Here is a 25,504-nt window from a genome sequence, read left to right on the forward strand (position 1 = left end):
GGCGGGAGCTCGGATGCTGGAAGGGCAATCGCGAAGTCGGTGTCGAGAGGCGCTGCGACGGGCCACGCGCCCGCCACGCTCGATCACCTGGCCATTGCATACACGGAACAAGGGCGCCTGCACTCACACGAGGAGGCGGGCGCATGGTTTTCCGTTCCGCCGTCCTCGATGTTCCAGCCGGCCGGGCACCAGTAACGTGGCCGGCCGCACCAGCCCTACGAGGAGGCGTTAGTACCCCATGACCGCCACTGCCGACATCAGCAGCAGGCTGCAGAAGCGCAACGGCATCGACTTCGCCGTGGCCGATCTGGGCCTGGCGGAGTTCGGCCGCAAGGAGATCCGGCTCGCGGAGCACGAGATGCCCGGGTTGATGGCGCTGCGCCGCGAGTACGCCGAGGCGCGCCCGTTGCACGGGGCCCGGGTCGCGGGTTCGCTGCACATGACGGTGCAGACCGCGGTGTTGATCGAGACCCTGGTCGCGCTCGGGGCCGAGGTGCGCTGGGTGTCCTGCAACATCTTCTCCACCCAGGACCACGCGGCCGCGGCGATCGTGGTCGGGCCGCACGGCACCGCGGAGGAGCCGCGGGGCGTGCCGGTGTTCGCCTGGAAGGGCGAGACGCTCGAGGAGTACTGGTGGTGCACCGAGCAGCTGTTCAAGTTCACCGACGAGGCCGGGAACGTGGTCGGCCCGAACATGATCCTCGACGACGGCGGTGACGCCACCCTGTTGGTGCACAAGGGCGTGGAGTTCGAGAAGACCGGCGTGGTGCCCACGGTGGACGACGAGGACCACACGGTCTCCGACGAGTACCGGATCATCCTGGACACGCTGCGCCGTTCGCTGGGCGAGGACCCGAAGCGGTGGACCACGGTGGCCTCGGACATCCGCGGAGTCACCGAGGAGACCACCACCGGGGTGCACCGGCTCTACCAGCTGGCCGAGCAGGGGCTGTTGCTGTTCCCGGCGATCAACGTGAACGACTCGGTCACCAAGAGCAAGTTCGACAACAAGTACGGGATCCGGCACTCGCTGGTGGATGGCATCAACCGGGCCACCGACGTGTTGATCGGCGGCAAGGTGGCCGTGGTCTGCGGGTTCGGCGACGTGGGCAAGGGGTCGGCCGAGGCGTTGGCCGGGCAGGGCGCCCGGGTGATCGTCACCGAGGTGGACCCGATCTGCGCGTTGCAGGCGCTGCTGGAGGGTTTCCAGGTGGCGCGGCTGGAGGACGTGATCGGGCAGGCCGACATCGTCATCACGACCACCGGCAACAAGGACATCGTGTCCGCGGACCTGATGGCCCGCACCAAGCACCAGGCGATCATCGGCAACGTCGGGCACTTCGACAACGAGATCGACATGGCCGGGCTGGCCCGCTACCCGGGGATCCGGCGGATCAACATCAAGCCGCAGGTCGACGAGTGGGTGTTCCCCGACGGGCACTCGATCATCGTGTTGTCCGAGGGCCGGCTGCTGAACCTGGGCAACGCCACCGGACACCCGTCGTTCGTGATGTCCAACAGCTTCTCCAACCAGGTGATCGCGCAGATCGAGCTGTTCACCAAGCACGAGGAGTACAACAAGGACGTCTACCGGCTGCCGAAGATCCTGGACGAGAAGGTCGCCAAGATCCACGTGGAGGCGCTGGGCGGTGAGCTGACCAAGCTCACCAAGGACCAGGCCGAGTACATCGGCGTGGACGTCGAGGGCCCGTTCAAGCCCGAGCACTACCGGTACTGACCGGTTGCAGCAAGGCCACCTTCATGCCATCCCGTGGCGTGGAGGTGGCCTTCCTGCAATCTGCGCACGGATCGCCGGGTCCCGAGCACCTCGCCTGGGCGAGCGTCACGACATAGTGTGAGCCCGTGGTGGCGTTCCCCCGTGGCGACGGCGACGGCTGGACGCATTGCGCCCTGGGGCACAAGCACTGGGGGATCTTCGGCGCGGCGGGTCTGCTGCTCTGGCACCGTGAGTGCGTGCTGCTGCAGCACCGCGCGCTGTGGAGCCACCACGGCGGCACCTGGGGCCTGCTCGGCGGGGCCCGCAACCGCGCGGAGTCGCCGGAGCAGGCGGCGCAGCGCGAGGCCACCGAGGAGGCGGGGCTCCCCACCGACGCGTACGAGATCACCGGCAGCTACGTCGACGACCACGGCGGCTGGTCCTACACCACCGTGGTGGGCCAGGCCCGCACGGCGGTTCTGCCCACCGCCCTCACCGCCGAGACCCTCGAGGTGCGCTGGGTGCGGGCCGCATCGGTCCCCGACCTGCCCCTGCACCCCGGCTTCGCCGAGACGTGGGAGACGGTCCGCGCCATCGCATAGACGCGCAGTCGGGTCGCTCGCGCCGCGGCCGCTCCCGCCAAGGTCTGCAGGGATCAAGGCGCAGATCGCTGAGAGAGGGCGCCGTTCGCGCCCATGGTTGTCGGTGGGCCTGCTGGCGGCGCCGCGCATTGTGCGGGCAGGCCGGGGGCCTGCCCGATGGGGCGCGCGGCGCCGCCAGCAGGCCGGTCTCACGGACACGCGATGGCGGATCTCCCCGCCCGTCACGCACCCTGTGTGCGCTCGCGCGCCCCGTGTCGGGCCACACGCCCGGTCGACGGGGTGCGTGGGCGGAGAACGGGTGCGCCGGTTGCGGAGATCGCTCCGATCAGCACACCGGGGGCTCGGCGGTGACGTTGATGTACTCCTCGGGCCGATCCCGAGAGCCCTCTGTCTCCGCCGATAGCCACTTCACACACCCAGCGGCGACTTCACACAAGGCCGGCCTTGTGTGAAGTCCGTACTGGGTGTGTGAAGTCGGCTGTTGGCGGCGCCACGGGCGGCATGATCGGCAGTTCGGTGGGTTCTCGTGTCATTTTCGGCCGTTTTCGCGCCGAGGCCTTGATCTTGGCCGTGGGACCGCCTTCGGTGGCGCCGCGCGCCCTCCGGGCAGGCCCTGGCCTGCCCGCGTTGTGCTGCCCGGAGGGGTCGCAGAGGCTCGCCCGTCAAGGGTCGCGCAGCGATCGCGGAGCGACGCCGTAGGCGCCCTTGACGGGTGAGGGGCGGCCCCGCACGATGCGCGGCGCCACCGAAGGCCCTGGCGCCACCGAAGGCCCTGGCGCCACCGAAGGCCCTGGCGCCACCGAAGGCCCTGGCGCCACCGAAGGCCCTGGCGCCACCGAAGGCCCTGGTCAGGAGGCGCCACTGGAGCTCCGGCGCCCACGAGCACGCGAGATCACCGTTCCCCCTGCCCAGATCGCCACAGGCGCCCGCTGGTCGGCCACCTCCTCGTCCTCGAACAAGGTGTGGCTATCCTAAGCCGTGCTCACGACCGGGCGAACCGCCACCGCGCTCCGCGGCGCCGATCTCGATCTCGGCTACCACGGGGTCCAGGTCGTCCACGGGGCCGCCGCCCACATCCGTGCCGGGCAGGTCACTGCGCTCGTCGGACCCAACGGCAGCGGCAAGTCCACCCTGCTGCGTGCGCTCGCGCGCCTGCACCGCCCCGACCGCGGGGAGATCGTCGTCGACGGCGACCCGCCCGCCGACGCCCTCGCGCTCACCCGGCGTGACTTCGCCCGCCGGGTCACCCTGCTCACCCAGAGCCGCCCGGTTCCGACGGGGCTCTCGGTGCATGACGTCGTCGGGCTCGGCCGGTACCCCTATCGCGGACGGTTCCGTGGCGAGGATCCGGACGGGCCCGCAGCTGTCGAGCGGGCGATGGCGCTGACCCGCGTGGGGGACCTGGCGGACCGGCCGGTCGACGAGCTGTCCGGCGGGCAGCTGCAGCGGGTGTGGCTCGCCTGCTGCCTCGCCCAGGACACCGGCGTGCTCCTGCTCGACGAGCCCACCAACCACCTCGACCTGCGCTACCAGGTGGAGATCCTCGACCTGATGCGCGACCTCGCCGACGAGTCCGGCATCGCGGTCGGCGTGGTGCTGCACGACCTGGACCAGGCCGCCGCCGTTGCCGACGAGGTCGTGGTGCTCGCGGCCGGGCGCGTGCGCGCGGTGGGTCCGCCCGCGGCGGTCCTCACGTCCGAGCTGCTCACCGAGGCCTACGGGATCCGGGTGGCGGTCGACCGCGACCCGGTCACGGGGCTCCTGCGCATCCGGCCGGTCGGCCGGCACACCAACAGGCACAAGAAGGAGTCAGCATGAGAGGACGGCGGATCGGCGTCGCCCTTGGCGCGGGCGTGGTCGCACTGGTGCTCGCCGCCTGCGGCACGACCGAGGCACCGGCGGGCACACCGACGTCCCCCGCCCCGGCGAGCGGCGCGCAGATCAGCGTCACCGACGCGCGCGGCAAGCAGATCACGTTCGGCGGGCCTGCGACCCGCGCGGTCGGGCTGGAGTGGGCGCTGGTGGAGTACCTCGTCACGCTCGGCGTGATGCCGGTGGGGGTCGCCGACGTCCAGGGCTACTCGGCGTGGGTGCAGGCCGCCCCCCTCACCGAGGGCGTCCGTGACGTCGGCGTGCGCGGCGAGCCGAGCATCGAGGCGATCGCCGCGCTGCGCCCCGACGTCGTGTTCGCCGCGTCCGATGTGAACGAGGGCGCGCTCACGCAGCTCGAGGCGATCGCCCCCGTCGTGGTCGTGCGGGACGCGGACGCGTCCGACCCGCTCGGCCAGATGCGCCGCAACGTCGAGCTCGTCGCGCAGGTCACCGGGAAGCAGGCCGAGGCGGACCAGATGCTCGCCGGCTTCGACTCCGCGCTCGCCGAGGGCGCGCAGCGGATCGCCGCAGCCGGTCTGGCCGGGCGCCGGATCGCCTTCGCCGACGGCTACCTCGACGGCGGCCGGCTCTCGATCCGCCCGTTCACGGAGGGTTCGCTGATCGAGACGGTGTCGCAGGAGCTCGGCCTGGTGAACGCGTGGCCGATGGCAGGCGACGAGAACTACGGCCTGGCGAGCACCGACGTCGAAGGGCTCACCACGCTCGGCGACGTCGAGTTCGTGTACTGGACCAACAAGGTGGAGGGCGCAGACCCGTTCGTCGAGGGCCTCGCGGGCAACGCGGTCTGGCAGTCGCTCCCGTTCGTGCAGGCCGGGAACGTCACGCGGCTGCCCGACGGCATCTGGATGTTCGGCGGGCCGGCGTCGATGCGACAGTACGTCGACGCCATCACCGCAGCCCTCGCCGGCTGACGGTGCAGGACGCCCTCGTTGCGCCTCGGGTGGCCTCCCGGGCCACCGTGGCCGCGGTCGCCGCGCTCGGCGTCGCGATCGTCCTGCTGCTCTCGGCGGTGCACCTCACGCAGGGCACGTCCGGCGTGGCCGCCGCGGACCTGCTCGCGCTGCTCACCGGGGCCGGCACGGACCAGACGGCCGCGGTGCTCGTGGCCTCGCGGTTGCCGCGGTTGCTGGCCGGGGTGGTCGTGGGCGCCGCGCTCGGCGCAGCGGGTGCCGCGCTGCAGTCGATCACCCGGAACGCACTCGCGGCGCCGGACACCCTTGCCGTGAACGCGGGCGCCCACCTCGTGATCGTCGCCTGCGCGGCGTTCGGGCTCGTGGTGCCGGTCGAGGCCTCGGCCCTGCTGGCCTTCGCCGGCGGGCTCGGGGCGGCCGCGCTCGTGTTCGGCATCTCCGGCGGCGGCACCGGGCCGACACGGCTCGTGCTGGCGGGCTCGGCGGTGTCGCTCGCCCTCTTCGCGCTGGTCAGCGTGCTCATCCTGCTGTTCACCGAGGAGACCACGGGCCTGTACGCGTGGGGGAGCGGCCAGCTCGCGCAGATCGGGCTGGGCTCGGTGGCCCGGATGGCCCCGGTGGTCCTGCTCGGGATCGTGGCGCTGGTCGCGCTCGGCAGGCGGCTCGACGTGCTGGGCCTCGGGGACGACACCGCCGTGGTGCTGGGCGTCCCGGTGCGCCGCACGCGCGTCGTGGCGGCGGTGCTCGCCGTGCTGCTGTCGGCGGCCGCGGTGACGGTCGCGGGCCCGGTGGGATTCGTCGGGCTCTGCGCTCCCGCGGTCGTCCGGCTCTTCGCCCCGCTCGTGCCCGGGCTGTACCGGCACCGGATGCTCGTGCCGATGTCCGCGCTCGCCGGGGTCGGCGTGGTGCTCGCCGCCGACGTGCTGGTCCGGCTCGCGCTGGGCGGGCAGGGCGGGATCGAGGTGCCGACCGGGGTGGTGACCACGGTGTTCGGGGCGGTCGTGCTGGTGGCGGTGGCCCGCCGGTTCCGCGACTCCGGCCCGGTGCGGCAGGCGCCGGCGGCCCGCTCCGGGCGGCTCCGCGACCGCCGCACGTTCCTCGTCGTCACGGCGGTGACGCTGGCGCTGACCGTCGCCGTCACGGCCGGGAGTCTCCTGCTCGGTGATGCGTTCCTGCTCATGGGCGACGTCGCGAACTGGGTCGCGGGCCGGGCCGGGCCCGTCACCACGTTCGTACTGGACGCACGGGTCCCGCGGGTGCTCGCCGCGCTCCTCGCCGGCGCGGCGCTGGCCGTCGCGGGTGCCGTCGTGCAGTCGGTGTGCCGCAACCCGCTCGCCGAGCCCGCGCTCCTCGGGGTCAGCGGCGGGGCGGGTGTCGCCGCGGTAGCGATGATCACGATCGTGCCCACCGTCGGTGTCTGGACGCTCACCGGAAGCGCCGCGCTCGGTGCGTTGGCGGCGTCGGCGCTGGTGTTCGGGCTCGCCGCTCGCGGCGGGCTGGCCACGGACCGGCTCGTGCTGGTCGGGGTCGGGGTCTCCTACGGCTCGATGGCCCTGATCACGCTCATGATCGTGTTCACCGACCCGTGGAACGAGGCCAAAGCGCTCACGTGGCTCGCCGGGTCGACGTACGGGCGGACGTTCCCGCAGGTCATCCCGGTGGCGGTCGTGCTCGTGCTCGCCGTGGGGGGGTTCGTCCGCGCCCGGGACGAGCTCGACCTCCTCGCCCTCGACGACGACACGCCCCGCGTGCTGGGCGTCCCGCTCGGCAGGTCCCGGCTCGCGCTGCTCGCCGCCGCGGCCGTGCTCACGGCCACCGCGGTGTCGGCGATCGGGCTGCTCGCCTTCGTGGGGCTCGTCGCCCCGCACGCCGCGCGGGCGCTGGTCGGAGCCCGGCACGCGCGGGTCCTGCCGGTCGCCGCGATGCTCGGGGGCCTGCTGGTGTGCCTCGCCGACGTCCTCGGCCGCACCGTGATCGCACCGGCCCAGCTGCCCGCCGGCACCCTCACCGCGCTCATCGGCACGCCGTACTTCGCGTGGCTGCTGTGGCGCTCCCGCGTTGCCACCGGCTGATCACAGGCGGACGCCGAGGGCCGAGGCGAGCACCGCCTCGCCGCTCGGCGTGACCTGCACGCTGCGGCCGTGCTCCCGGCGCCGTACCCAGCCCGCGGACAGGAAGCGGACGAGGATCGACCGCCCGAGCAGACCGGCCAGGTGGTGGCGCTGCTCGCTCCAGTCGACGCAGTAGCGGACGAGCGTGCGCCTGCCTTCCGGGACGTGGACGCCCATCTCGTCCAGCCACCGCCGACCGGCTGGGGTCAGGGCGTAGTCGACGTCGCGCCCGTAACCCGCGAGGCGATCATGGCGGGCGAGCTCCGCGTGGTGCCGGCCGTCCCCGCCGTCCAGGTACCCCCGCTCGATCATGGCCGCCATGATCTCGACCCCGAGCCGCCCCGCGAGGTGGTCGTAGCAGGTGCGCGCCGCCCGCAGCTGGCCCGCCCTCGTGCTCTCGCGCAGCGACCGGACGGGCCGGGCGGGGGCGATCTCCATCAGCTTCTCCAGCAGCTCCCCGATATGGGGCCCGGCCAGCCGGTAGTAGCGGTGGCGGCCCTGCGGCTCCACGCGCAGCAGTCCGGCGTCGGTGAGCTTGCCGAGGTGGCTGCTGGCCGTCGCCCTCGTGACGCCGGCCTCGTCGGCGAGCACGCTCGCCGGCAGCGCGCGCCCGTCGTTCAGCGCGAGGAGCACCCGGCAGCGCGCCCGGTCGGCGAGCAGCGCCGCGACCTCGCTGATCTCCACGTCTCCCGCGACCACGTCCCCCACGGTAGGCCGCGGAGGATTCGATCCACGTCGAACCGATTCGCGCCCACCCTCGAAGCATGATCCGCAGTACATCGGCGGCACCGCGGCCGGCCCTGGTCGCGGCGTGCCTCGGCTTCTTCGTCATCCAGCTCGACGCCACCGTGGTGAACGTCGCGCTCGACGCGATCCGCGCCGACCTCGGTGGGACGCTCGCCGACCAGCAGTGGGTCGTGGCGAGCTACACCGTCGCGCTCGCCGCCGGCATGCTCACGGCGGGTTCGATGGGCGACCGGTTCGGCTCGCGGCGCGTCTGCCTGTGGGGGCTCGCGGCGTTCGCGCTCGCATCCGTGGCCTGTGCGGCGGCGCCGGACGTACCGGTGCTGATCGCGGCCCGCACGGTGCAGGGCATCGGCGCAGCCGCGCTGCTGCCGTGCTCGCTGGCCCTGATCGTCCACCAGTTCCCGGATCCAGGGGAACGGGCCCACGCCCTCGGCGTCTGGGGCGGGGTCTCCGGCATCGGCATGGCCGCGGGCCCCGTTCTCGGCGGTGTGCTGGTCGCCGCCTCCGGCTGGCCGGCGATCTTCCTGGTGAACGTGCCGGTCTGCATGGCCGCGTTCGTGATGATCCGCCGCCATGCGGCCGAGTCACCTGCGCGGCAGGCGGGTCCGCTCGATCTCCCCGGGCTGGTGCTGGGCACGGCCGGGCTTGCGGGCCTCGCCGGCGGGCTCATCGAAGCGGGGCACCGTGGCTGGACGCACCCGCTCCCGCTGGCGCTGGTGCTCGCCGGTGCGACGCTCCTCCCGCTCTTCGTGCTCGTCGAGCGCCGTGCCCGTGAGCCGATGCTGCCGATGTCGGTCTTCACGTCCCTGCGGTTCTCGGCGGGCACGGGGGTGGGGTTCCTGTTCAACTTCTGCCTCTACGGCAGCCTGCTGTGCCTGTCGCTCTACTTGCAGGGCCCCCTCGGGCAGTCCGCGTTCGCGGCCGGGATGCAGATCTTCCCCCTCACCGTGGCGATCTGCATCGGCGCCGCGATGAGCGGCAGGCTCACCGGACGGTTCGGCGCCCGCGCCCCGATGCTCGCCGGGCTGGGCGCAGGCGCGGCAGGCGCGTCCCTGCTGCTGGCGGCAGGCTCGTCCGGACCGCTGCCGCTGGTCGTGACCGGCGCGACGGTGCTCGGTTTCTGCTCCTTCGCGATGCCGGCGATGACGTCGGTCGTCATGTCGGGTGTCGGAGCCGACCGCGCCGGTCTGGGCAGCGGTGTGCTCAACACCGCACGGCAGGCAGGCGGTGCGCTGGGCGCAGCGGTCCTCGGCAGCCTGCTGGTCGTCGGGTCCGGGATGTCGCTCGTCGTGCCGATGGCGGTGACCGTCGCCGCGTACACGGCCGCGATCGGCCTCACGCTGCTCGCCACGCGTCGCTGATCGGGGTGGGATCACCCGCGCCGACCGGCCTTCGGCAAGGGTCTTGACCTGGGCGGCCGCCGCGACGTGGAAGTCGGTGTCGCGTCCGTGCGCATACACGAGGACGCCGGAGAACGTGTGCCCGGCATGATGCGCGCATGGGACGGCTGATCGTCGTGGAAGGACTGGACGGGGCCGGCAAACGCACCCTGTCCGACGCGCTGTGCGCGGCGCTCGTCGCGAGGGGCGCGCGGGTCGCGCGCTTCGCGTTCCCCCGCTACGACGGCGACGTGCACGCCGAGCTGGCCCGCGAGGCCCTCTACGGGCGGCACGGCGACCTTGCGGCTTCCGTCCACGGGATGGCGCTGCTGTTCGCGCTGGACCGCCGCGCGGCCGCTCCCGAGCTGCGGGCCGCCCGCGGGTCGCACGACGTTGTGCTGGTCGACCGGTACATCGCCTCGAACGTCGCCTACAACGCGGCGCGGCTGCACCAGCGCGCCGACGGCGAGTTCGCGGGCTGGGTGCGGGAGCTGGAGGTGGAGCGGTTCGGCGTGCCCGTGCCGGACCACCAGCTGCTGCTCGCCGTTCCGCGGGAGGTGGCGGCGCAGCGGGCCGCGCACCGGGAACGCACCGAGGCGGGCCGGGAACGGGACGCCTACGAGTCGGACGCGGACCTGCAGGAGCGCACGGCCGTTGTGTACGCGCAGCTCGCGGAGGCGTCCTGGCTCTCGCCGTGGACGGTGCTGGACGGTGGCGCCGCCATCGATGCCGACGCGCTCGCCGCTCGGCTCGTGGGATAGACGACGACTTCGGCTCCATGGCCATGGGCGCGCCGGATACGGGCGTCGCAGGTGAGGAGGGGGACGCCGAGGTGCTCGGCAGGGCCTGGTGGGGCATCCGCCTCGGGCACGATCCAGATCGGCGACCGGGCCCGCGGAGCGGGTGCGATTTGCGCGAACCCGCGGGTCCGAGGCGGGCGCGCGACGTGGGATGGGATGCTGCGTTCATGAAGTCGCGCGTTCTGGTGGTGGACGACGACCCGGCGCTCGCCGAGATGTTGACGATCGTGCTGCGGGGCGAGGGGTTCGACACCGCCGTGGTCGCCGACGGCACCCGGGCGCTCCCTGCCGTCCGGGAGCTGCGGCCCGATGTCGTGCTGCTCGACCTGATGCTCCCGGGCATGAACGGCATCGACGTCTGCCGCGCCATCCGGTCCGAGTCCGGCGTACCGATCGTGATGCTGACCGCCAAGAGCGACACCGTCGACATCGTCCTCGGCCTGGAGTCGGGCGCGGACGACTACGTGGTGAAGCCGTTCAAGCCCAAGGAGCTGGTGGCGCGCATCCGGGCCCGGGTCCGGCGCACCGAGGCCGAGCCCGCCGAGCAGCTCGCGATCGGCGACGTCACCATCGACGTGCCGGCCCACCAGGTCATGCGGGACGGCGAGCAGATCGCGCTCACCCCGCTGGAGTTCGACCTGCTCGTGGCGCTGGCCCGCAAGCCGCGGCAGGTGTTCACCCGCGAGGTCCTGCTGGAGCAGGTGTGGGGCTACCGGCACGCCGCGGACACCCGGCTGGTGAACGTCCACGTGCAGCGGCTGCGGTCGAAGGTCGAGCGCGATCCGGAGCACCCGGAGGTCGTGCTGACCGTCCGCGGCGTGGGGTACAAGGCGGGACCGCCGTGACCGCCCGGCCATGATCGCCGCGAGCGGGCCGGCGCCGACGTGCGGGGGAGGCGCGCAGGGAGCGAGGGACGAGCGACCGAGCACCGGAGGAGCGGGTCGGCGTCTTCTCGGGCCCGCGAGCACGCCGGAGCGGAGCGGAGGCCATGTTCACTGAGCGGGTGCGCCGCGGCCTCGCCCCGGCCCGCCAGCTGATCGCGGAGCTGACCGAGGCGTGGAACCTCGCGTGGCGCCGCTCGTTGCAGCTGCGGGTCGTGATCAGCACCCTCGCGCTGTCGACGGCCGTCGTGCTGGTGCTCGGCCTCGTGCTGCAGACGCAGATCGCGCAGCGGCTGTTGCAGGCCAAGGAGGCCGACGCCCGGGTGCGCACGGAGACCGGCGCCGTGCTCCTCGAGCGCGACCTCGCCGGCGTCGACCCGGACCGCGAGGGCGCGCAGGGCGAGCTCAACAACGCGCTCGACCGGTTGACCAACGCGAGCTCGGTGGAGGACCAGCCCGCCACCGCGGGCGAGTTCCGCGCGGTGCTCACCACGAGCGCGCGCGATGCGGGCGCGCAGGTCTCCGCGGGCCCCGTCGAGGACGTCCCGGCCACGCTGCGCGAGGCGGTGGCCGCCGGCACGCTCTCCAGCCAGTACACGACGACCCTCACCGAGCAGGGCGTCGAGGTCCCGACGCTGATCGTCGGGCAGCCGGTGCGCACCGCCGTCGGTGATCTGGAGTTCTACCTGCTGTTCCCGCTCACCGCCGAGCAACGCACCCTCGGCACCGTGCAGAGCACGCTGATCGTGGGTGGGCTGGTGCTCCTGCTGCTGCTCGCGGGCATCGCCGGCATCGTCACGCGGCAGGTCGTGCGTCCGGTGCGGCAGGCCGCGGAGGTCGCGGAACGGTTCGCCGACGGCCACCTCGACGAGCGGATGCCCGTGCAGGGCGAGGACGAGGTGGCCCGGCTCGCGGAGTCCTACAACGAGATGGCGAGCAGCATCCAGAGCCAGATCCGGCAGCTCGAGGAGTTCGGCGCCCTGCAACGGCGGTTCACCTCGGACGTCAGCCACGAGCTGCGCACCCCGCTCACCACCGTGCGCATGGCCGCCGACGTGCTCTACGCATCGCGCGACGAGCTGCTCCCGGCGCTGCGGCGCAGCTCGGAACTGCTCGTCGCCGAGCTGGACCGGTTCGAGGCGCTGCTCGCCGACCTGCTCGAGATCAGCAGGCTGGACGCGGGAGTGGCGGAGCTGGGAGCCGAGAGCGTCGACATGCACGGGGTCGTCACCAGGGCCGTCGAGGCCGTCCGCGGTATCGCAGGCGAGACCCGCACACCGCTCGAGCTGGACCTGCCCGTCGGCGTGCACGCCGAGGTCGATCCGCGCCGCGTCGAGCGCATCGTGCGCAACCTCGTCGCCAACGCGATCGACCACAGCGAGGGCAAGCCCGTCCGCGTGGTGCTGCGGGCCGACGAGCGGTCCGTCGCCGTGCTGGTGCGCGACCACGGCGTCGGCCTGCGGCCGGGCGAGGCAGGCCTCGTGTTCAACCGGTTCTGGCGTGCGGAGGAGTCGCGGGCCCGGCGCAGCGGCGGCAGCGGCCTCGGGCTGTCGATCGCCATCGAGGACGCCCGCCTGCACGGCGGGTGGTTGCAGGCCTGGGGCGAGATCGGGAAGGGCGCCGCGTTCCGCCTGACGCTGCCGCGCACCGTGGGCGACGTCGTCGAGTCGAGCCCGCTGCCGCTCGGACCCGAGGAACCGGCGGCCCCGACCGCCGAGCCTGCCTCGGTGCCCACCCCGCCGCGCCCCCGCACGACCACTGTGCACGCGTCCCCGCAGGAGGAGTCGTGAGCCGCCGTCCCGCCTCGCTCGTGCCGGCCCTCCTCATCGCGCTCGCCGCGCTCGCCGGTTGCGCGAGCGTGCCCGAGAGCTCCCCGGTCCAGGTGCTGCGCCAGGTCGGCGGCGGCGAGGACGCGCTGGTCCCGCCCGGCCCGGTGGCGGGCAGCAACCCACTGGACCTCGTCCGCGACTTCGTGTTCGCCTCCGGCAGCAGCACCGAGCGGCACGGCGCCGCCCGCCGGTTCCTGTCCGCCGACGCGGAGGGCTGGGACGACTCCGCAGGCCTCACCGTGCTCGACGGGCAGTTCGACACCGTCCCGGCCCCGGGCGCGGCCAGCCCGAGCTCCGACATCACCACGATCCGGATCCGCGGCACGGCGATCGGCCGCCTCACCTCGTCGGGGTCGTTCGAGCCCGTCCAGGCCTTGTTCCAGCAGGACGTCACCGTCGTCCGCCGCGACGGCCAGTGGCGGATCTCCGAGCTGCCGCCGGGGGTCGTCGTGCCGCTCTCGGTCTTCCGCGACAACTACAAGCCGGTGCGCACCTGGTTCGTCGACCCGGTCCGCAGGCTCGTCGTCGCCGACGTTCGCCACGTGCCGAGCGTCCCGGCGCGGGCCCAGTCCGCGCGGGTGATGGAGCTGCTGCTCGCCGGGCCGTCCGGGGCGCTGACCGGGGCGGCCGTCTCCCTGCTCCCACCCGGCGCGCAGCTGCGGTCGAACCTGACGACGAGCGACGACGGGGCGGTGATCGTCGACCTCACCCGCCTCGGCGACCTCGACGAGTCGTCCCGGATGCTGCTCGCCGCCCAGGTGGTGCTGTCGCTGTCGGAGGTGAACGTCGGGCGCGTCCGGCTGCTGGCCGACGGCGAGCCGCTCCTGCCCGACCGGCAGGACCTCACCCGCGAGGACGTCGCAGGGCTCTCCGCCGAGATCGAGCCGGGCGCCGACGTGCCGGGGCTCGTCGTGGCGGGTGGGCGCGTGCGCCAGCTCAGCGGTCCGGAACCCAGTGCGCCGCTGCCCGGCGCACTGGGCGACGGCACCTTCGACGTCGAGTCCGCGGCGTCCACCGTCGACGGGAAGCGGCTCGCCGCTGTGGCCCAGGTCGGCGGGCAGCGCACGCTCCTCGTCGGCAACGGGGCCGCGGGCGGCGTCGCGGCGGTCCCGCTCACCGCAGGCACCATGACCAGGCCGTCCTGGACGCCCACCGGCGGCGAGGTGTGGACAGTCCTGGACTCCGCGGTCGTCGCCCGCGTGCTCGTCGACAACACGGCGCCGCCCCGCACCGGCCGGGTCAACGCCGACGACCTCGCCGCGCTCGGGCCGATCCAGGACCTCCGGCTGTCGCGGGACGGAATGCGCGTCGTCGCGGTCGTCGGCGGTGGTCTCCACACCGGTGCCGTCGCCCGCACCATCGACGGCGAGGTCGCGATCCGCAACGTCCGCAGGCTGCGGTCGGACGACCTCGGCGCGGTCGTGGCAGCGGACTGGCGCTCCACCGAGTCGATCGTCGCGATCACCCGCAATCCCGAGATGCTGGTCGGGCAGGTCACCGTCGACGGCCTCGTCGTCCAGCAGATCGTGAGCAACAACCTCACCGCCCCGCTGACCGCGGTCGCGGCCGCCGCCAACCGCCCCCTGTGGGTCACCGACCAGACCGGCGTCTGGAGCTTCGGCGGCGGCGACCAGGCCGCGTGGCGCCAGGTGCTCGCAGGCGCCCCTGACGCCGTCCCCCTCTACCCGGGCTGACCTGCGCCCGCACGGGCAACTCACCGCGCCGAGACGCCCGACTCGCCGTGCCGAGATGTCGGACTCGCCTGTCGAGATGTCGGACTCGCCGTGTCGAGATGTCGGACTCGCGTTGTGGGGGTGAGTCCGACATCCGCACGCGGTGAGTCCGACGATCCCGTTCGGTGAGTCGGGCGTTCGAGCGCGCCGAGTCGGGCGCCTCGGCCCGCGTTCGCGCACGGGCGGCGTGATTGTGGACAACCCGGGTTCGGGCGGGACCGGCTGGCGGGGGTGGGCGGGATGCTGGTCTCGTGGACGTGCGAGGGCTGGGGGCTGCGCTGGTCGACCTCGTGCTGCCGGGCGACTGCGCCGGGTGCGGCGCGCCCGTGCACCCGTGGTGCCCGCGGTGCCGGGCGGACCTCGGGCCGCCCACCCGACCGTACCTGCCCGGCGGGCCGCCCGTCCTCGCCGTCGGGCGCTACACCGGCCCGCTGCGCTCCGCGCTGCTGCGCTACAAGGAGCGCGGCAGGCGGGATCTCGCGGGGCCGCTCGCGGCCATGCTCGCGGCGGCGCTCGACGAGGCCGTCGGGCCGCCACCGGTGTGCCTCGTGCCCGCCCCGTCGCGCGCGGCCGCGGCGCGGGAGCGCGGCGGCGACCACGTCGCCCGCCTGTGCCGTGCGGTCGCGGCGCGGCGGCCCGGCGTGCGGGTCGCGCGGCCGTTGCGGCTGGCCAGCCGGGCACGCGACTCGGTGGGGCTCGACGCCGAGCAGCGCGCCGCCAACCTGGCGGGTCGCGTGCGCGTGCGTCCCGCCGCACTGCCGGCGCCCGGCACCGCCAGCGTGCTGCTGGTGGACGACGTCGTGACGACCGGCGCCACCCTCCGGACCTGCGACGACGCGCTCGCCGCCGCCGGTGTCGCGGTGTGGGCGGCGGTCGTGCTCTGCGACGCCACCACAGCCCGTTGATCATGGGGAACGCGTAATCGTACCCGCGCGGCCGAGCCCGGGGAACCTCTCGGCCGATGCTTCCACCCGGCCTGGGGCCAGTCGGTTCGGAGGGCTGTTGCCGAACCGTGATGCGCGTTACGGTGCTCCGCATCCCACCAACGGCACCCATTAGGAGGAGCACCGATCGAGCGCCGGCAGTGGGCACTCGCCGGCGAGCCAGCAAACGTCAACCCGACGCCCAGAGCGATACTGAGAGCGAGGGAAGTCTGCGTGGAGATCGTTGTCACCGGCCGGAACGTCGAGGTCCCAGACCATTTTCGGGTCCATGTGGCCGACAAGCTCGGTCGACTTGAGCGGTACGACCACAAGATCGTGGGCATGGAGGTCGAGCTCTTCCACGAGCGCAACCGCCGCCAGCTCAAGAGCTGCCAGCGTGTCGAGATCACCGGCAGGGGGTGCGGGCCCGTTGCGAGAGCGGCGGCCTCCGCCCAGGATTTCTACGCGGCACTGGACGCCGCCATCGCCAAGCTCGAGGAGCGGTTGCGCCGCTCGCACGACCGTCGCCGCGTCACGCCCAAGCGCACCAGGGTGATGGCGGGCCGGGGCGCGGCCACCGCCGTGCTCGACGCCCCGGCGGCCACCGCCGAAGATCGCGTCGACGACGAGGCCGACCTGCGCGCCGACGACACCCTCGACATCCCCGTCCCGCGTGCTCACGACGAGGACATGCCGGAAGAGCTGCCGGGACGGATCGTCCGGAGCAAGGTGCACCCGGCCGAGCCGATGAGCGTCGACGACGCGCTGTCCCGCATGGAGCTCGTCGGGCACGACTTCTACCTGTTCTCCGACGCCGACAGCGGCCAGCCGTGCGTGGTCTACCGGCGCAAGGGCTACGACTACGGGATGATCCGCCTGGAGCAGTAGCCAGATCCTGCAGCCGTGCTCGAAAGGGGCGGTTCGCGTCCGAGGTGGAACGCGGGCCGCCCCTCCGGCGTTGTTGGGGGAGCGGCCCGCCGCTTCGCTACCCTGGTCGGGGCAGCGCGTGCTCCGGCAGGGCTGCGTGAAACGCGAACTGGTCCGAAGGCGAATGAGGTCGATCCGTGCCGCTGTTGAACCGTCTGCTCCGTGCCGGCGAGACCAAGCTGGTGAAGCGGCTCGCCAAGTACGCCCAGGTGATCGACGAGCTCGAGCCGGAGACGCAGGCGCTCACCGACGCCGAGCTGCGGGCGAAGACCGACGAGTTCCGCGAGCGTTACCGCGACGGCGAGTCGCTCGACGACATGATGTTCGAAGCGTTCGCCGTGGTCCGCGAGGCGGCCGTGCGCACGCTCGGGCAGCGGGCGTTCCCCGTCCAGCTCATGGGCGGCGGGGCGCTGCACCTGGGCAACATCGCGGAGATGAAGACCGGTGAGGGCAAGACCCTCACGTCGGTGTTCCCCTCGTACCTCAACGCACTGTCCGGCGACGGCGTCCACGTGATCACCACCAACGACTACCTGGCCAAGCGCGACTCCGAGAAGATGGGGCGCATCCACCGCTTCCTCGGGCTCACCGTCGGGGTGATCCTCTCGGAGATGCCGCCCGCCGTCCGGCGTGAGCAGTACGCGGCCGACATCACCTACGGCACCAACAACGAGTTCGGGTTCGACTACCTGCGCGACAACATGGCCTGGAAGAAGGCCGACATGGTGCAGCGCGGGCACAACTTCGCCATCGTCGACGAGGCCGACTCGATCCTGATCGACGAGGCGCGCACGCCGCTGATCATCTCCGGTCCCGCGGAAGCGAGCTCGCGCTGGTACCAGGCCTTCGCCGACATGGCGAACGGCCGTGGCACCGCGCGGGTGCCCATGCGCGGCTTCGACATCACCGGGCTCTCCCCCCAGGAGCTGTCGCGGCGGAGCGCGGAGATCCAGCAGTACGACTACGAGTACGACCTGAAGAAGCGCACGGTCGGGGTCACCGACAAGGGCGTCAAGCACGTCGAGGACCAGCTCGGGATCGACAACCTCTACGAGGCCGCCAACACCCCGCTCGTCGGCTACCTGAACAACGCGCTCAAGGCCAAGGAGCTGTTCAAGAAGGACAAGGACTACATCGTCCGCGACGGCCAGGTCCTCATCGTCGACGAGTTCACGGGCCGCGTGCTGGCCGGCAGGCGCTACAACGAGGGCATGCACCAGGCCATCGAGGCCAAGGAGCAGGTGCAGGTCCAGAACGAGAACCAGACGCTGGCCACCATCACGCTGCAGAACTACTTCCGGCTCTACAAGAAGCTCTCCGGGATGACCGGTACCGCCCAGACCGAGGCGGCCGAGCTGCACCAGATCTACAAGCTGGGCGTGGTGCCGATCCCGACCAACCGGCCGATGATCCGCAAGGACCAGCCGGACCTGATCTACAAGACGGAGGAGGCGAAGTTCGCCGCCGTCGCCGCCGACATCGCCGACAAGTACCAGGCGGGCCAGCCGGTGCTGGTCGGCACCACGAGCGTGGAGAAGTCGGAGTACCTGTCGCAGCTGCTCCGGCGGCTGCAGGTACCGCACAACGTGCTGAACGCCAAGCACCACGAGAAGGAAGCGCAGATCGTCGCCCAGGCCGGGCACGCGGGCGCGGTCACGGTGGCCACCAACATGGCCGGTCGCGGCACCGACATCATGCTCGGCGGCAACCCGGAGTTCCTCGCCGACCTGGAGCTGCGCCGCCGCGGGCTCGACCCGGTGGAGACCCGCGAGGAGTACGAGGCGGCCTGGGACGAGACCGTCGCGAAGATGCAGGAGCAGGTCGCCGAGGAGGCCGAGGAGGTCAAGGCGGCCGGCGGGCTCTACGTGCTCGGCACCGAGCGCCACGAGTCGCGGCGCATCGACAACCAGCTGCGCGGCCGGTCGGGCCGCCAGGGCGACCCGGGCGAGTCGCGGTTCTACCTCTCGCTCGGCGACGAGCTGATGCGCCGGTTCAACGGCCAGCTGGTCGAGTCGATCATGAACCGCTTCAACCTGCCCGATGACGTGCCGATCGAGGCGGGCATGGTCACCAAGGCCATCCGCAGCGCGCAGACGCAGGTCGAGCAGCAGAACTTCGAGATCCGCAAGAACGTGCTCAAGTACGACGAGGTGCTGAACAAGCAGCGCACCGTCATCTACGAGGAGCGTCGCCGGGTCCTCGACGGCGAGAACATCGAGTCGCAGATCGAGCACATGCTCGAGGACGTCATCCGGGCGTACGTCGACGGTGCCACCGCCGAGGGCTACGCCGAGGACTGGGACCTCGAGAAGCTCTGGACCGCCCTGCGCACCATCTACCCGGTGGGCATCCGCTGGCAGGACCTCGTCGGCGAGGGGGACGACGACGGGATCATCGACGACCTCAACAAGGAGACCCTCTTCGAGGCGATCCTGGCCGATGCCCGCGACGCCTACGCCCGCCGGGAGGCCGAGGTCGACGAGCTCATCGCCCCGCTCGGCGGGATGCGCGAGCTGGAGCGCCAGGTCCTGCTCACGGTGATCGACCGCAAGTGGCGCGAGCACCTGTACGAGATGGACTACCTCAAGGACGGCATCGGCCTGCGGGCCATGGCCCAGCGCGACCCGCTCATCGAGTACCAGCGCGAGGGCTTCGACATGTTCCAGGCGATGTCGGAGGGCATCAAGGAGGAGACGGTCGGCTACCTGTTCAACGCCACCGTGCAGGCCGCGCAGCCGGCGCAGCCCGCTCCGGCGGCGGCGAGCGGGGCAGCGGCCCAGCCGTCGGCCGCGCAGCCCGCGGGCGCGGCTCCGCCGCAGGAGGCACCGCCCGCCGCACGGCGGGCGCCCGCGCAGCCCCCGGCCGGCCGGCACGCGGCCCCCGTTGGCGGCGACCCGACGGGCACCGGCAGCGTGCTCCCGGCGGCGTTCCGCGGTTCCCGGCCGACCGACCTGCGCTACAGCGGCCCGACCGAGGACGGCGGCACCACCCGCAGCCGCTCCGCCGGTGGTGGGCGGGACGGCAGCCGTGGTGAGGCCACGGTGGCCGGCCGCGCCGAGCCGTCGCGCAACCGGCCCTGCCCGTGCGGCTCGGGTCGCAAGTACAAGCAGTGCCACGGCTCACCCACAGCGGCCCGGCCCTGAGACGGCCCCTCAGAGGATCCGCACCGCGGTGCAGCGCCACCGGTCGTCGGCGTGCTCGAGACGCGCGGCGAGGGCGCGGTGGGCGCCGTCGATGCGGCACGTGACGGCGATCTCGGCCACGCCGGGGCACGGCATGCAGAGCCGGATGCGGCCGTGCCGGGCCGGGGCCCGGGCGGTGCGCTGTCCGGTGATCGCCCGCCAGTAGCGCAGGGCGCGGGGAGCGAAGTGCGGCGCGAGCTGCAGCGGTGAGCGCCTGCCGTCGAGCACCTCGAGGGCGAGGCGCAGGATGCGCGTGGCGGCGTGGTGGGCCTCGACGAACTCGCGTGCGGCGCGGCGTGCTCGCTCCGGATGGGATGTCTCGGCCGGAGCCGTGCGTGCGGGGGCCTGGCCCGGTAGCGGCTCGTACTGGACGGGCCGCACGCGGCGTCGTTCGGGGGCAGCAGGCGCGCCGATCGTCGGCAGTGTGATCGTCACGGCTCGATCCTCGGCGGCTCCGGGGGATCGCAGGGCCGAACGAGTTGCTTCGGGTCCGTACGGTACGTGTCCGCACCGTCACGGTCGTACCGTCTGGCCGTGCACACCGGACCCGCCACGGAGCCGCTCGACCGGCTGCTCGTGCGGACCGGGCTGGCGCTGCAGCGCGTCACCCGGAAGGCGGCCGCGGCGCACGGGCTCAGCGCCACCGCGCTGGACGTGCTGGCCGCGCTCGTCGAGCTCGACGAGCGCGAGGAGCTGTCGCACCGCGACCTGGCCGGATACCTGCGGCTCGCCCCGGCCACCCTCACCCCCGTCCTCGACGGCCTCGAGGCGGAGGGAGCGCTGAACCGGGTGCGGGACGCCGCCGATCGCCGGGTGGTGCGGGTGTCGATCACCGCGCACGGCCGGGAGCGGCACGCCGCCGCCGCGGCGGGCGTCGCGGCCGCCGTCGCGGCGTTGCCCGAGCCGGCCTCCGACCACGCGGCGGTGATCCGCGCGCACCTGGTCGGCCTGCTGGATGCGATCGAGCGCGCGGTGCCGTGACAGCAGCCGGAACACGGCAGCGGCGTGACACAGCTGCCGTGTCATAGCTTTGCCCACGTGGCATTGCAGGCGCTGGTGATGGACTACGCGGGGGTGCTCACCGAAGGGCCGGAGCTGGTCGAGCTGGTACGCCGCGTGCGAGCGGCGGGAACGCCGACGGCGCTCGTGACCGAGGCGAATACCGTGCCCGACACCTGTGCCGCGGCGTTCGACCTGGTGGTGCTGGGGGCTGCGCTGGGCGTTCGGAAGCCGGATCCGGAGCTCTACCGGCGGGTCGCCGCCCGGCTCGGCGTGCCGGTCACCGGCTGCGTCGTGGTCGACGACCACGCGCGCAACCTGCGGGGCGCCCGCGTTGCGGGTGCGGTGGTGGTGCACCACCACGACGATGCGATGACGATCGCCGAGGTGGCGGCGCTGTTCGACCTACCGGCCTGATTCCTCGTCCTCGTCGGGCTCGGCGGTGCTGCGCGGCATGGCGGCAGCGGCCTGCGGCTCGTCCGGCGGGCGCGACTCGCCCTCGGCGCCGGTGGTCGTGGCCTCGCGCAGGATGTTCTCGAGGAAGCCCTCCTGTCCGGGGCCGGACCGTTCCTCGCGCTCGTCTCCCATACGGGAGGAGTCTCCGGGGCGGCCCGACCCCAAACGACCTGATCAGCGACGCATCACTGCGGCGGGGGCGGAGGCTCCTCCTCCGGCGGGGGTGCAGCCGCCTCCTCCGGCGGGGCCTCGGTGGTGTCCCCGGCGCCGGTCATGCCTTGCAGGTGGTCGACCCCCTGGTCGATGTGCTCGTCATGGCCGGCGAAGCGCTCCTTCGCCTTCTCGCCTGCTTGGTCCAGGGCCTGGTCGACCTTGTCGTCGTGCTGGTTCGCCAGGTCCTTGGCCTTGTCCATGAAACCCATGCCTGCACCATGGTCCTGCTAGGGCGCCCGTGCAGCACGACTCACTCCATCGGGCGTAGCCGTACGTGGGAAGGGCGCAGCTCGTCGACGCTGTTGACGCCGATCAGCTGCAGGGTGCGCACGATCTCGGCGGCCAGGATGGTGACGGCCTTCTCGACGCCGAGCCGGCCGCCCGCCATGAGCCCGTAGAGGTACGCACGCCCGATGAGGGCGGCGCGGGCCCCGAGTGCTGTGGCCGCGAGGATGTCGGCGCCGTTCGTGATGCCCGTGTCGATGAGGACCTCGGCGCGGTCGCCGAGCGCCTGCACGGTGGGCTCGACCAACTCCAGCGGCACCGGAGCGCGGTCGAGCTGGCGGCCGCCGTGGTTGGACAGGAGCACCCCGTCGGCACCGGCGTCCACCACGCGCACGGCGTCGTCGACGCTCTGGATCCCCTTGATCACGAGCTTGCCCGGCCAGGTGTCGCGCAGCCACTCGACGTCGTCGATGGTGAGCGCGGGGTCGAAGACCCGGTTGATCATCTCCTCGACCGACCCGTAGCTCGACTCGAGGCTGGCGAAGTTCAGCGGCTCGGTGGTGAGCAGGTTGAACCACCAGTGCGGGTGGCGGGCACCGTCCAGGAACGTGCGCAGCGACAGCGCAGGCGGGATCGTGAGGCCGTTGCGGATGTCGCGGAGGCGGGCCCCGCCGACCGGGGTGTCGACCGTGAGCATCAGGGTGTCGTAGCCGGCCGCGGCTGCGCGCTGCACGAGGTCCTTCGCGGGCGCCCGGTCGCGCCACAGGTAGAGCTGGAACCACTTGCGGGCCTGGGGCGCCGCGGCCGCGACGTCCTCGATGGTGGTGGTGCCCATCGTGGAGAGCGTGTAAGGGATGTCGAACTGCTGGGCCACGGAGGCGACGGCGGGCTCGCCGGAGTGGTGCATCATCCGGGTGAAGCCGGTGGGGGCGATCGCGAACGGCAGGTTCGCGCGGCGTCCGAGGATCTCCCGTCCGGTGTCGATCTCGGACACGTCGCGCAGGACGGTCGGGGTGAACTCGACCCGGGAGTAGGCCCGCCGCGCGCGGTGCAGCGACAGCTCCCCGTCGGCGGCGCCGTCGACGTAGTCGAACACCGCTCGCGGGGTCCGCCTGCGCGCGATCGTCCGCAGGTCGGCGATGCTCGCCGCGCGCCGCAACCGCCGCTCGTCGGCGTCCCACACGAACGGGGCCGGCCGCAGCAGCGGGCGCAGTTCGGACGGGCGGGGCAACCGGCGCTGGACCATGCCCGCCACCCTATGTCGAGCAGGCCGACGGCGAGCTGGTCTCGGGGGCCGCGCTCGTACCCTGGGATCCCGGGGTCGTGAGCACGCGAGAGGGGATGGTCGAGATAGCCGCACAGGCCGCCGCCGCGCGGCATCGCACGCCCTTGAGCAAGGCCCGGGTTCTGGAGACCGCCGTCGCACTGGCCGACGAGGGCGGCGTCGACGCACTCAGCATGCGCAAGATCGCGCAGGCGCTCGGCGTCGTTCCCATGGCGCTGTACAAGCACGTGGCCAACAAGAACGAGCTGCTGGACGGCATGATCGACGTCGTCGTCGGCCAGATCGACCCGCCAGCCGTCGGGACCGACTGGAAGACCGCCGTCCGCAGGCGCGTGTTGTCGGCCCGCCGCATGCTGCTGCGACATCCGTGGGCCCCGGGGGTCATCGAGTCGCGGATGAAGGCCCGGGCCAACCCGACCCTCGTGGTGATGGAGTACCTGGACTCGATGATCGGGATCTTCCGGGAAGGCGGGTTCTCGATCGACCTCACCCACCACGCGATGCACATCATGGGCAGCCGCCTGCTCGGTTTCTCCCAGGAGCTGTTCGAGGACGGCTCCGGCCGCGACCCGGAGCCGGACATGCCGCCGCCCGATGAGCTCGCGGAGCGCTTCCCGTACATCGCCGAGCTGGCCATGGCGGTCGCTCACGACGACGAATCGGTCGTCGGCTCGGGCTGCGACGACCAGTTCGAGTTCGAGTTCGCCCTGGACCTGACCTTGGACGGTCTGGAGAGGCTCCACAGCACCGCCTGACGATCCGCCTTGACTGGTGTATGGCGTACACCTACTGTACTCCTCGACGGGTGTACGCCGTACACCTCCTGCCCGCGGGGAGACCTCATGAAGGCGATCGTCCAAGAGCGGTTCGGTCCGCCCGACATCCTGCGGCTGGCCGACATCGACCCGCCCCGGATCGGTCCCGGCGACGTCCTGGTCCGGGTGCACGCCGCCGCGTTGAACCCCTACGACTGGCACATGCTGCGCGGCGACCCGCTCGCCGCGCGCCTGACCCCTGACGTCGGCCTGACCCGACCGAAGGCCCCGGTGCTCGGGATCGACGCAGCCGGCGTGGTCGAGGCCGTCGGCGCGGACGTGGGTGGTCTGCGCCCCGGCGACGAGGTACTGGGCTTCTGCCCTGGCTCCTGCGCCGAGTACGCGCGCACCACCGCGGACCTGCTGGTGCCCAAGCCCACCGGCCTGACCTTCGAGCAGGCTGCGGCCGTGCCGTTGGCTGCTGTGACCGCCCTGCGCGGCATCAGGACCGTCGGGCGGGTACGGGCCGGGCAGCGGGTGCTGATCAATGGCGCAGGTGGCGGGGTCGGCACGTTCGCCGTGCAGATCGGTGCCGCGCTGGGCGCTGAGGTCACCGGGGTGTGCAGCACCCGCAACGTGGAGCTGGTGCGATCACTGGGCGCCGCGCAGGTCGTCGACTACACGCGGGAGGACTTCACCGACCCCGACGGGCGCGGGCGCTACGACGTGGTCCTCGACAACGTGGGCAACCGGCCGCTCCGGCGTCTTCGCCGAATGCTCACGCCGGCGGGGACGCTGGTGGCCAACGGCGGCGGCTCGCCCGGCAAGGTGTTCGGCGCGATGGGCGCCTTGCTGCGGGTGCTGGTGGTCAACGCGTTCGTCCGCCAGCAGCTCCGGGTGATCCTCCCGGCCGCTCCCGCGGGGCCGACGCACGAGGACCTGATGGGGGTCACCGCACTGATCGAGGCCGGCGAGCTCACCCCGGTCGTCGATCGGACGTACCCCCTGGCCGACGCGCCCGAGGGCGTGCGCCACGTGGAGCAGGGCCACGCCCGCGGCAAGGTCGTGGTCACCGTGCCGGGATGATCGTGTCAGGCAGACGCGAAACGGCGGCGGGACAGTTCGAACGCCGCCACCGCCCCGGCGCTCGCCACCCCCAGCGACTCGACGCCGCCGTGCATGGGGATGGCGAGCATCCCGTCGAGCAGCGGACGGACCGACGCCGACAGGCCCTCGGTCTCGTTGCCCAGCACGAGCGCGACCCGGTCGGGCAGGGCGGTGTCGAGCAGCGAGTCGCCGCGGGCGTCCAGGCCGTACAGCGCGAAACCGGCCTCGGCCAGCGCCACGCACCCCTCCTCGACGGTGCCGGAGCGCAGGACCGGCGCCCGGAACGCGATCCCTGCCGACGCCTTGACGACCAGCGGGTCGATGGCGGGCAGTCCGCGCCGCGCCAGCAGCACGCCGTCCACCCCGGCGGCGGTGGCGCTGCGCAGGATCATCCCGACGTTGGCGGGGTTGGTGAGCCGGTCGAGCACCAGCACGGCGGCGGGCGCACCGGGGCGCAGCGCGGCGGTGAACTCGGCGACGGGAGCCATCCGCGGCGCCACGACGTCGGCGAGCACGCCCTGGTCGTGCCGCCCGTTGCCGGCCAGCACCTTCACCCGGTGCGCCGACGCCCGCTGCACGGGCACACGGCGGCCGCGGGCGGCGTCGAGGATGGCCCGGACGGGCTCGCCGCGCGCGCCCTCGGCGAGCACCACCTTGTCCACCCGCAACGTGTGGTCGCCGAGCGCCTCGAGCACCGGCTTGCGGCCGTACACCGTGATGAAGGTGTCCTTCGGGGACCGCTCGCCAGTCACCCGGCGAGCGTAGGCCACGCCCTGCGGACCCCGATCGCGATCTCCGCGCCCGGACGGCCCCTGGCCGCGTCGGAGGC

Annotated in this window: 23 protein-coding genes; 17 read left to right on the forward strand and 6 right to left on the reverse strand. The window is 73.0% G+C overall.

All coding sequences use genetic code 11. The features are described from left to right. The first annotated feature begins 238 nt into the window (after window positions 1–238). The 5 genes from ahcY (at window position 239) to FHX44_RS22420 (ending at window position 7,195) form a co-directional block, all read left to right on the forward strand. Window positions 239–1,738 carry an adenosylhomocysteinase gene (ahcY, locus tag FHX44_RS22395; RefSeq protein ID WP_147257584.1) on the forward strand — a complete coding sequence of 500 codons (1,500 nt, stop codon included), beginning with the start codon at window positions 239–241 and terminating at the stop codon, window positions 1,736–1,738. A gap of 125 nt (window positions 1,739–1,863) precedes the next feature. Beyond that, window positions 1,864–2,319 carry an NUDIX hydrolase gene (locus tag FHX44_RS22400; protein WP_246170521.1) on the forward strand — a complete coding sequence of 152 codons (456 nt, stop codon included), beginning with the start codon at window positions 1,864–1,866 and terminating at the stop codon, window positions 2,317–2,319. Window positions 2,320–3,297: 978 nt separating this feature from the next. Continuing rightward, entirely contained in the window at window positions 3,298–4,137 is an 840-nt protein-coding gene (locus FHX44_RS22410; RefSeq protein ID WP_147257586.1) for an ABC transporter ATP-binding protein, read from the forward strand. Then, window positions 4,134–5,123, forward strand: a complete 990-nt coding sequence (locus tag FHX44_RS22415) for an ABC transporter substrate-binding protein (RefSeq protein ID WP_147257587.1) — start codon at window positions 4,134–4,136, stop codon at window positions 5,121–5,123. The genes FHX44_RS22410 and FHX44_RS22415 overlap by 4 nt, the downstream gene beginning before the upstream one ends. Before the next feature lie 2 nt (window positions 5,124–5,125). Next, window positions 5,126–7,195: an iron ABC transporter permease gene (locus FHX44_RS22420; protein ID WP_212612603.1), complete on the forward strand. Its 2,070-nt coding sequence runs from the start codon at window positions 5,126–5,128 to the stop codon at window positions 7,193–7,195. Here FHX44_RS22420 and FHX44_RS22425 read toward each other — a convergent pair whose 3' ends face one another. After that, the gene (locus FHX44_RS22425) at window positions 7,196–7,933 is read right to left on the reverse strand and encodes an ArsR/SmtB family transcription factor (RefSeq protein ID WP_246170522.1); all 738 of its coding nucleotides are present in this window, start codon (window positions 7,931–7,933) and stop codon (window positions 7,196–7,198) included. A gap of 65 nt (window positions 7,934–7,998) precedes the next feature. On the opposite strand from FHX44_RS22425, the gene FHX44_RS22430 reads away from it, so the two are divergent. The 8 genes from FHX44_RS22430 (at window position 7,999) to secA (ending at window position 19,596) form a co-directional block, all read left to right on the forward strand. Continuing rightward, on the forward strand, window positions 7,999–9,342 hold the full coding sequence (locus FHX44_RS22430) for an MFS transporter (protein WP_147257589.1): 1,344 nt from the start codon (window positions 7,999–8,001) through the stop codon (window positions 9,340–9,342). Between the two features lie 137 nt (window positions 9,343–9,479). Next, window positions 9,480–10,121 carry a dTMP kinase gene (locus FHX44_RS22435; RefSeq protein ID WP_147257590.1) on the forward strand — a complete coding sequence of 214 codons (642 nt, stop codon included), beginning with the start codon at window positions 9,480–9,482 and terminating at the stop codon, window positions 10,119–10,121. A gap of 206 nt (window positions 10,122–10,327) precedes the next feature. Then, entirely contained in the window at window positions 10,328–11,005 is a 678-nt protein-coding gene (gene mtrA, locus FHX44_RS22440) for an MtrAB system response regulator MtrA (RefSeq protein ID WP_147257591.1), read from the forward strand. A gap of 143 nt (window positions 11,006–11,148) precedes the next feature. Beyond that, the gene (gene mtrB / locus FHX44_RS22445; RefSeq protein ID WP_147257592.1) at window positions 11,149–12,831 is read left to right on the forward strand and encodes an MtrAB system histidine kinase MtrB; all 1,683 of its coding nucleotides are present in this window, start codon (window positions 11,149–11,151) and stop codon (window positions 12,829–12,831) included. Next, window positions 12,828–14,564, forward strand: a complete 1,737-nt coding sequence (locus FHX44_RS22450; protein WP_147257593.1) for an LpqB family beta-propeller domain-containing protein — start codon at window positions 12,828–12,830, stop codon at window positions 14,562–14,564. The genes mtrB and FHX44_RS22450 overlap by 4 nt, the downstream gene beginning before the upstream one ends. A gap of 290 nt (window positions 14,565–14,854) precedes the next feature. Further along, complete coding sequence (locus tag FHX44_RS22455; RefSeq protein WP_246170523.1) at window positions 14,855–15,508, forward strand: ComF family protein; 654 nt, start codon at window positions 14,855–14,857, stop codon at window positions 15,506–15,508. Between the two features lie 252 nt (window positions 15,509–15,760). Further along, a complete protein-coding gene (hpf, locus tag FHX44_RS22460) occupies window positions 15,761–16,414 on the forward strand; it encodes a ribosome hibernation-promoting factor, HPF/YfiA family (RefSeq protein ID WP_147257594.1) in 654 nt (217 codons plus the stop codon). A gap of 176 nt (window positions 16,415–16,590) precedes the next feature. Beyond that, a complete protein-coding gene (secA, locus tag FHX44_RS22465) occupies window positions 16,591–19,596 on the forward strand; it encodes a preprotein translocase subunit SecA (protein ID WP_147257595.1) in 3,006 nt (1,001 codons plus the stop codon). 9 nt (window positions 19,597–19,605) lie between these two features. Here secA and FHX44_RS22470 read toward each other — a convergent pair whose 3' ends face one another. Beyond that, entirely contained in the window at window positions 19,606–20,070 is a 465-nt protein-coding gene (locus FHX44_RS22470; protein ID WP_147257596.1) for an Rv3235 family protein, read from the reverse strand. A gap of 99 nt (window positions 20,071–20,169) precedes the next feature. On the opposite strand from FHX44_RS22470, the gene FHX44_RS22475 reads away from it, so the two are divergent. Both FHX44_RS22475 and FHX44_RS22480 read left to right on the forward strand, forming a co-directional pair. Next, on the forward strand, window positions 20,170–20,616 hold the full coding sequence (locus tag FHX44_RS22475) for a MarR family winged helix-turn-helix transcriptional regulator (RefSeq protein ID WP_170308991.1): 447 nt from the start codon (window positions 20,170–20,172) through the stop codon (window positions 20,614–20,616). Window positions 20,617–20,673: 57 nt separating this feature from the next. Beyond that, on the forward strand, window positions 20,674–21,051 hold the full coding sequence (locus FHX44_RS22480) for an HAD-IA family hydrolase (RefSeq protein ID WP_147257598.1): 378 nt from the start codon (window positions 20,674–20,676) through the stop codon (window positions 21,049–21,051). Here the strand turns inward: FHX44_RS22480 and FHX44_RS22485 are convergent. From FHX44_RS22485 to FHX44_RS22495, 3 genes are read right to left on the reverse strand one after another with little or no spacing between them, the layout of a single operon-like run. Beyond that, entirely contained in the window at window positions 21,040–21,222 is a 183-nt protein-coding gene (locus FHX44_RS22485; RefSeq protein WP_147257599.1) for a hypothetical protein, read from the reverse strand. The genes FHX44_RS22480 and FHX44_RS22485 overlap by 12 nt on opposite strands. Before the next feature lie 53 nt (window positions 21,223–21,275). After that, on the reverse strand, window positions 21,276–21,512 hold the full coding sequence (locus FHX44_RS22490) for an antitoxin (protein WP_147257600.1): 237 nt from the start codon (window positions 21,510–21,512) through the stop codon (window positions 21,276–21,278). Between the two features lie 41 nt (window positions 21,513–21,553). Further along, window positions 21,554–22,774 (reverse strand): alpha-hydroxy acid oxidase, encoded by a 1,221-nt coding sequence (locus FHX44_RS22495; protein WP_147257601.1) that lies wholly within the window; start codon window positions 22,772–22,774, stop codon window positions 21,554–21,556. A gap of 77 nt (window positions 22,775–22,851) precedes the next feature. Here FHX44_RS22495 and FHX44_RS22500 point away from each other — a divergent pair, with 77 nt between their 5' ends. Both FHX44_RS22500 and FHX44_RS22505 read left to right on the forward strand, forming a co-directional pair. Next, entirely contained in the window at window positions 22,852–23,568 is a 717-nt protein-coding gene (locus FHX44_RS22500) for a TetR/AcrR family transcriptional regulator (protein ID WP_246170524.1), read from the forward strand. Between the two features lie 87 nt (window positions 23,569–23,655). Next, entirely contained in the window at window positions 23,656–24,654 is a 999-nt protein-coding gene (locus FHX44_RS22505; RefSeq protein ID WP_147257602.1) for an NAD(P)-dependent alcohol dehydrogenase, read from the forward strand. A 5-nt stretch (window positions 24,655–24,659) separates the two neighbouring features. Here the strand turns inward: FHX44_RS22505 and FHX44_RS22510 are convergent, their stop codons facing one another. Then, on the reverse strand, window positions 24,660–25,427 hold the full coding sequence (locus FHX44_RS22510) for a TrmH family RNA methyltransferase (protein WP_147257603.1): 768 nt from the start codon (window positions 25,425–25,427) through the stop codon (window positions 24,660–24,662). Between the last annotated feature and the right edge of the window lie 77 nt (window positions 25,428–25,504).

The sequence above is a fragment of the Pseudonocardia hierapolitana genome, assembly GCF_007994075.1.
GTDB lineage: Bacteria > Actinomycetota > Actinomycetes > Mycobacteriales > Pseudonocardiaceae > Pseudonocardia > Pseudonocardia hierapolitana.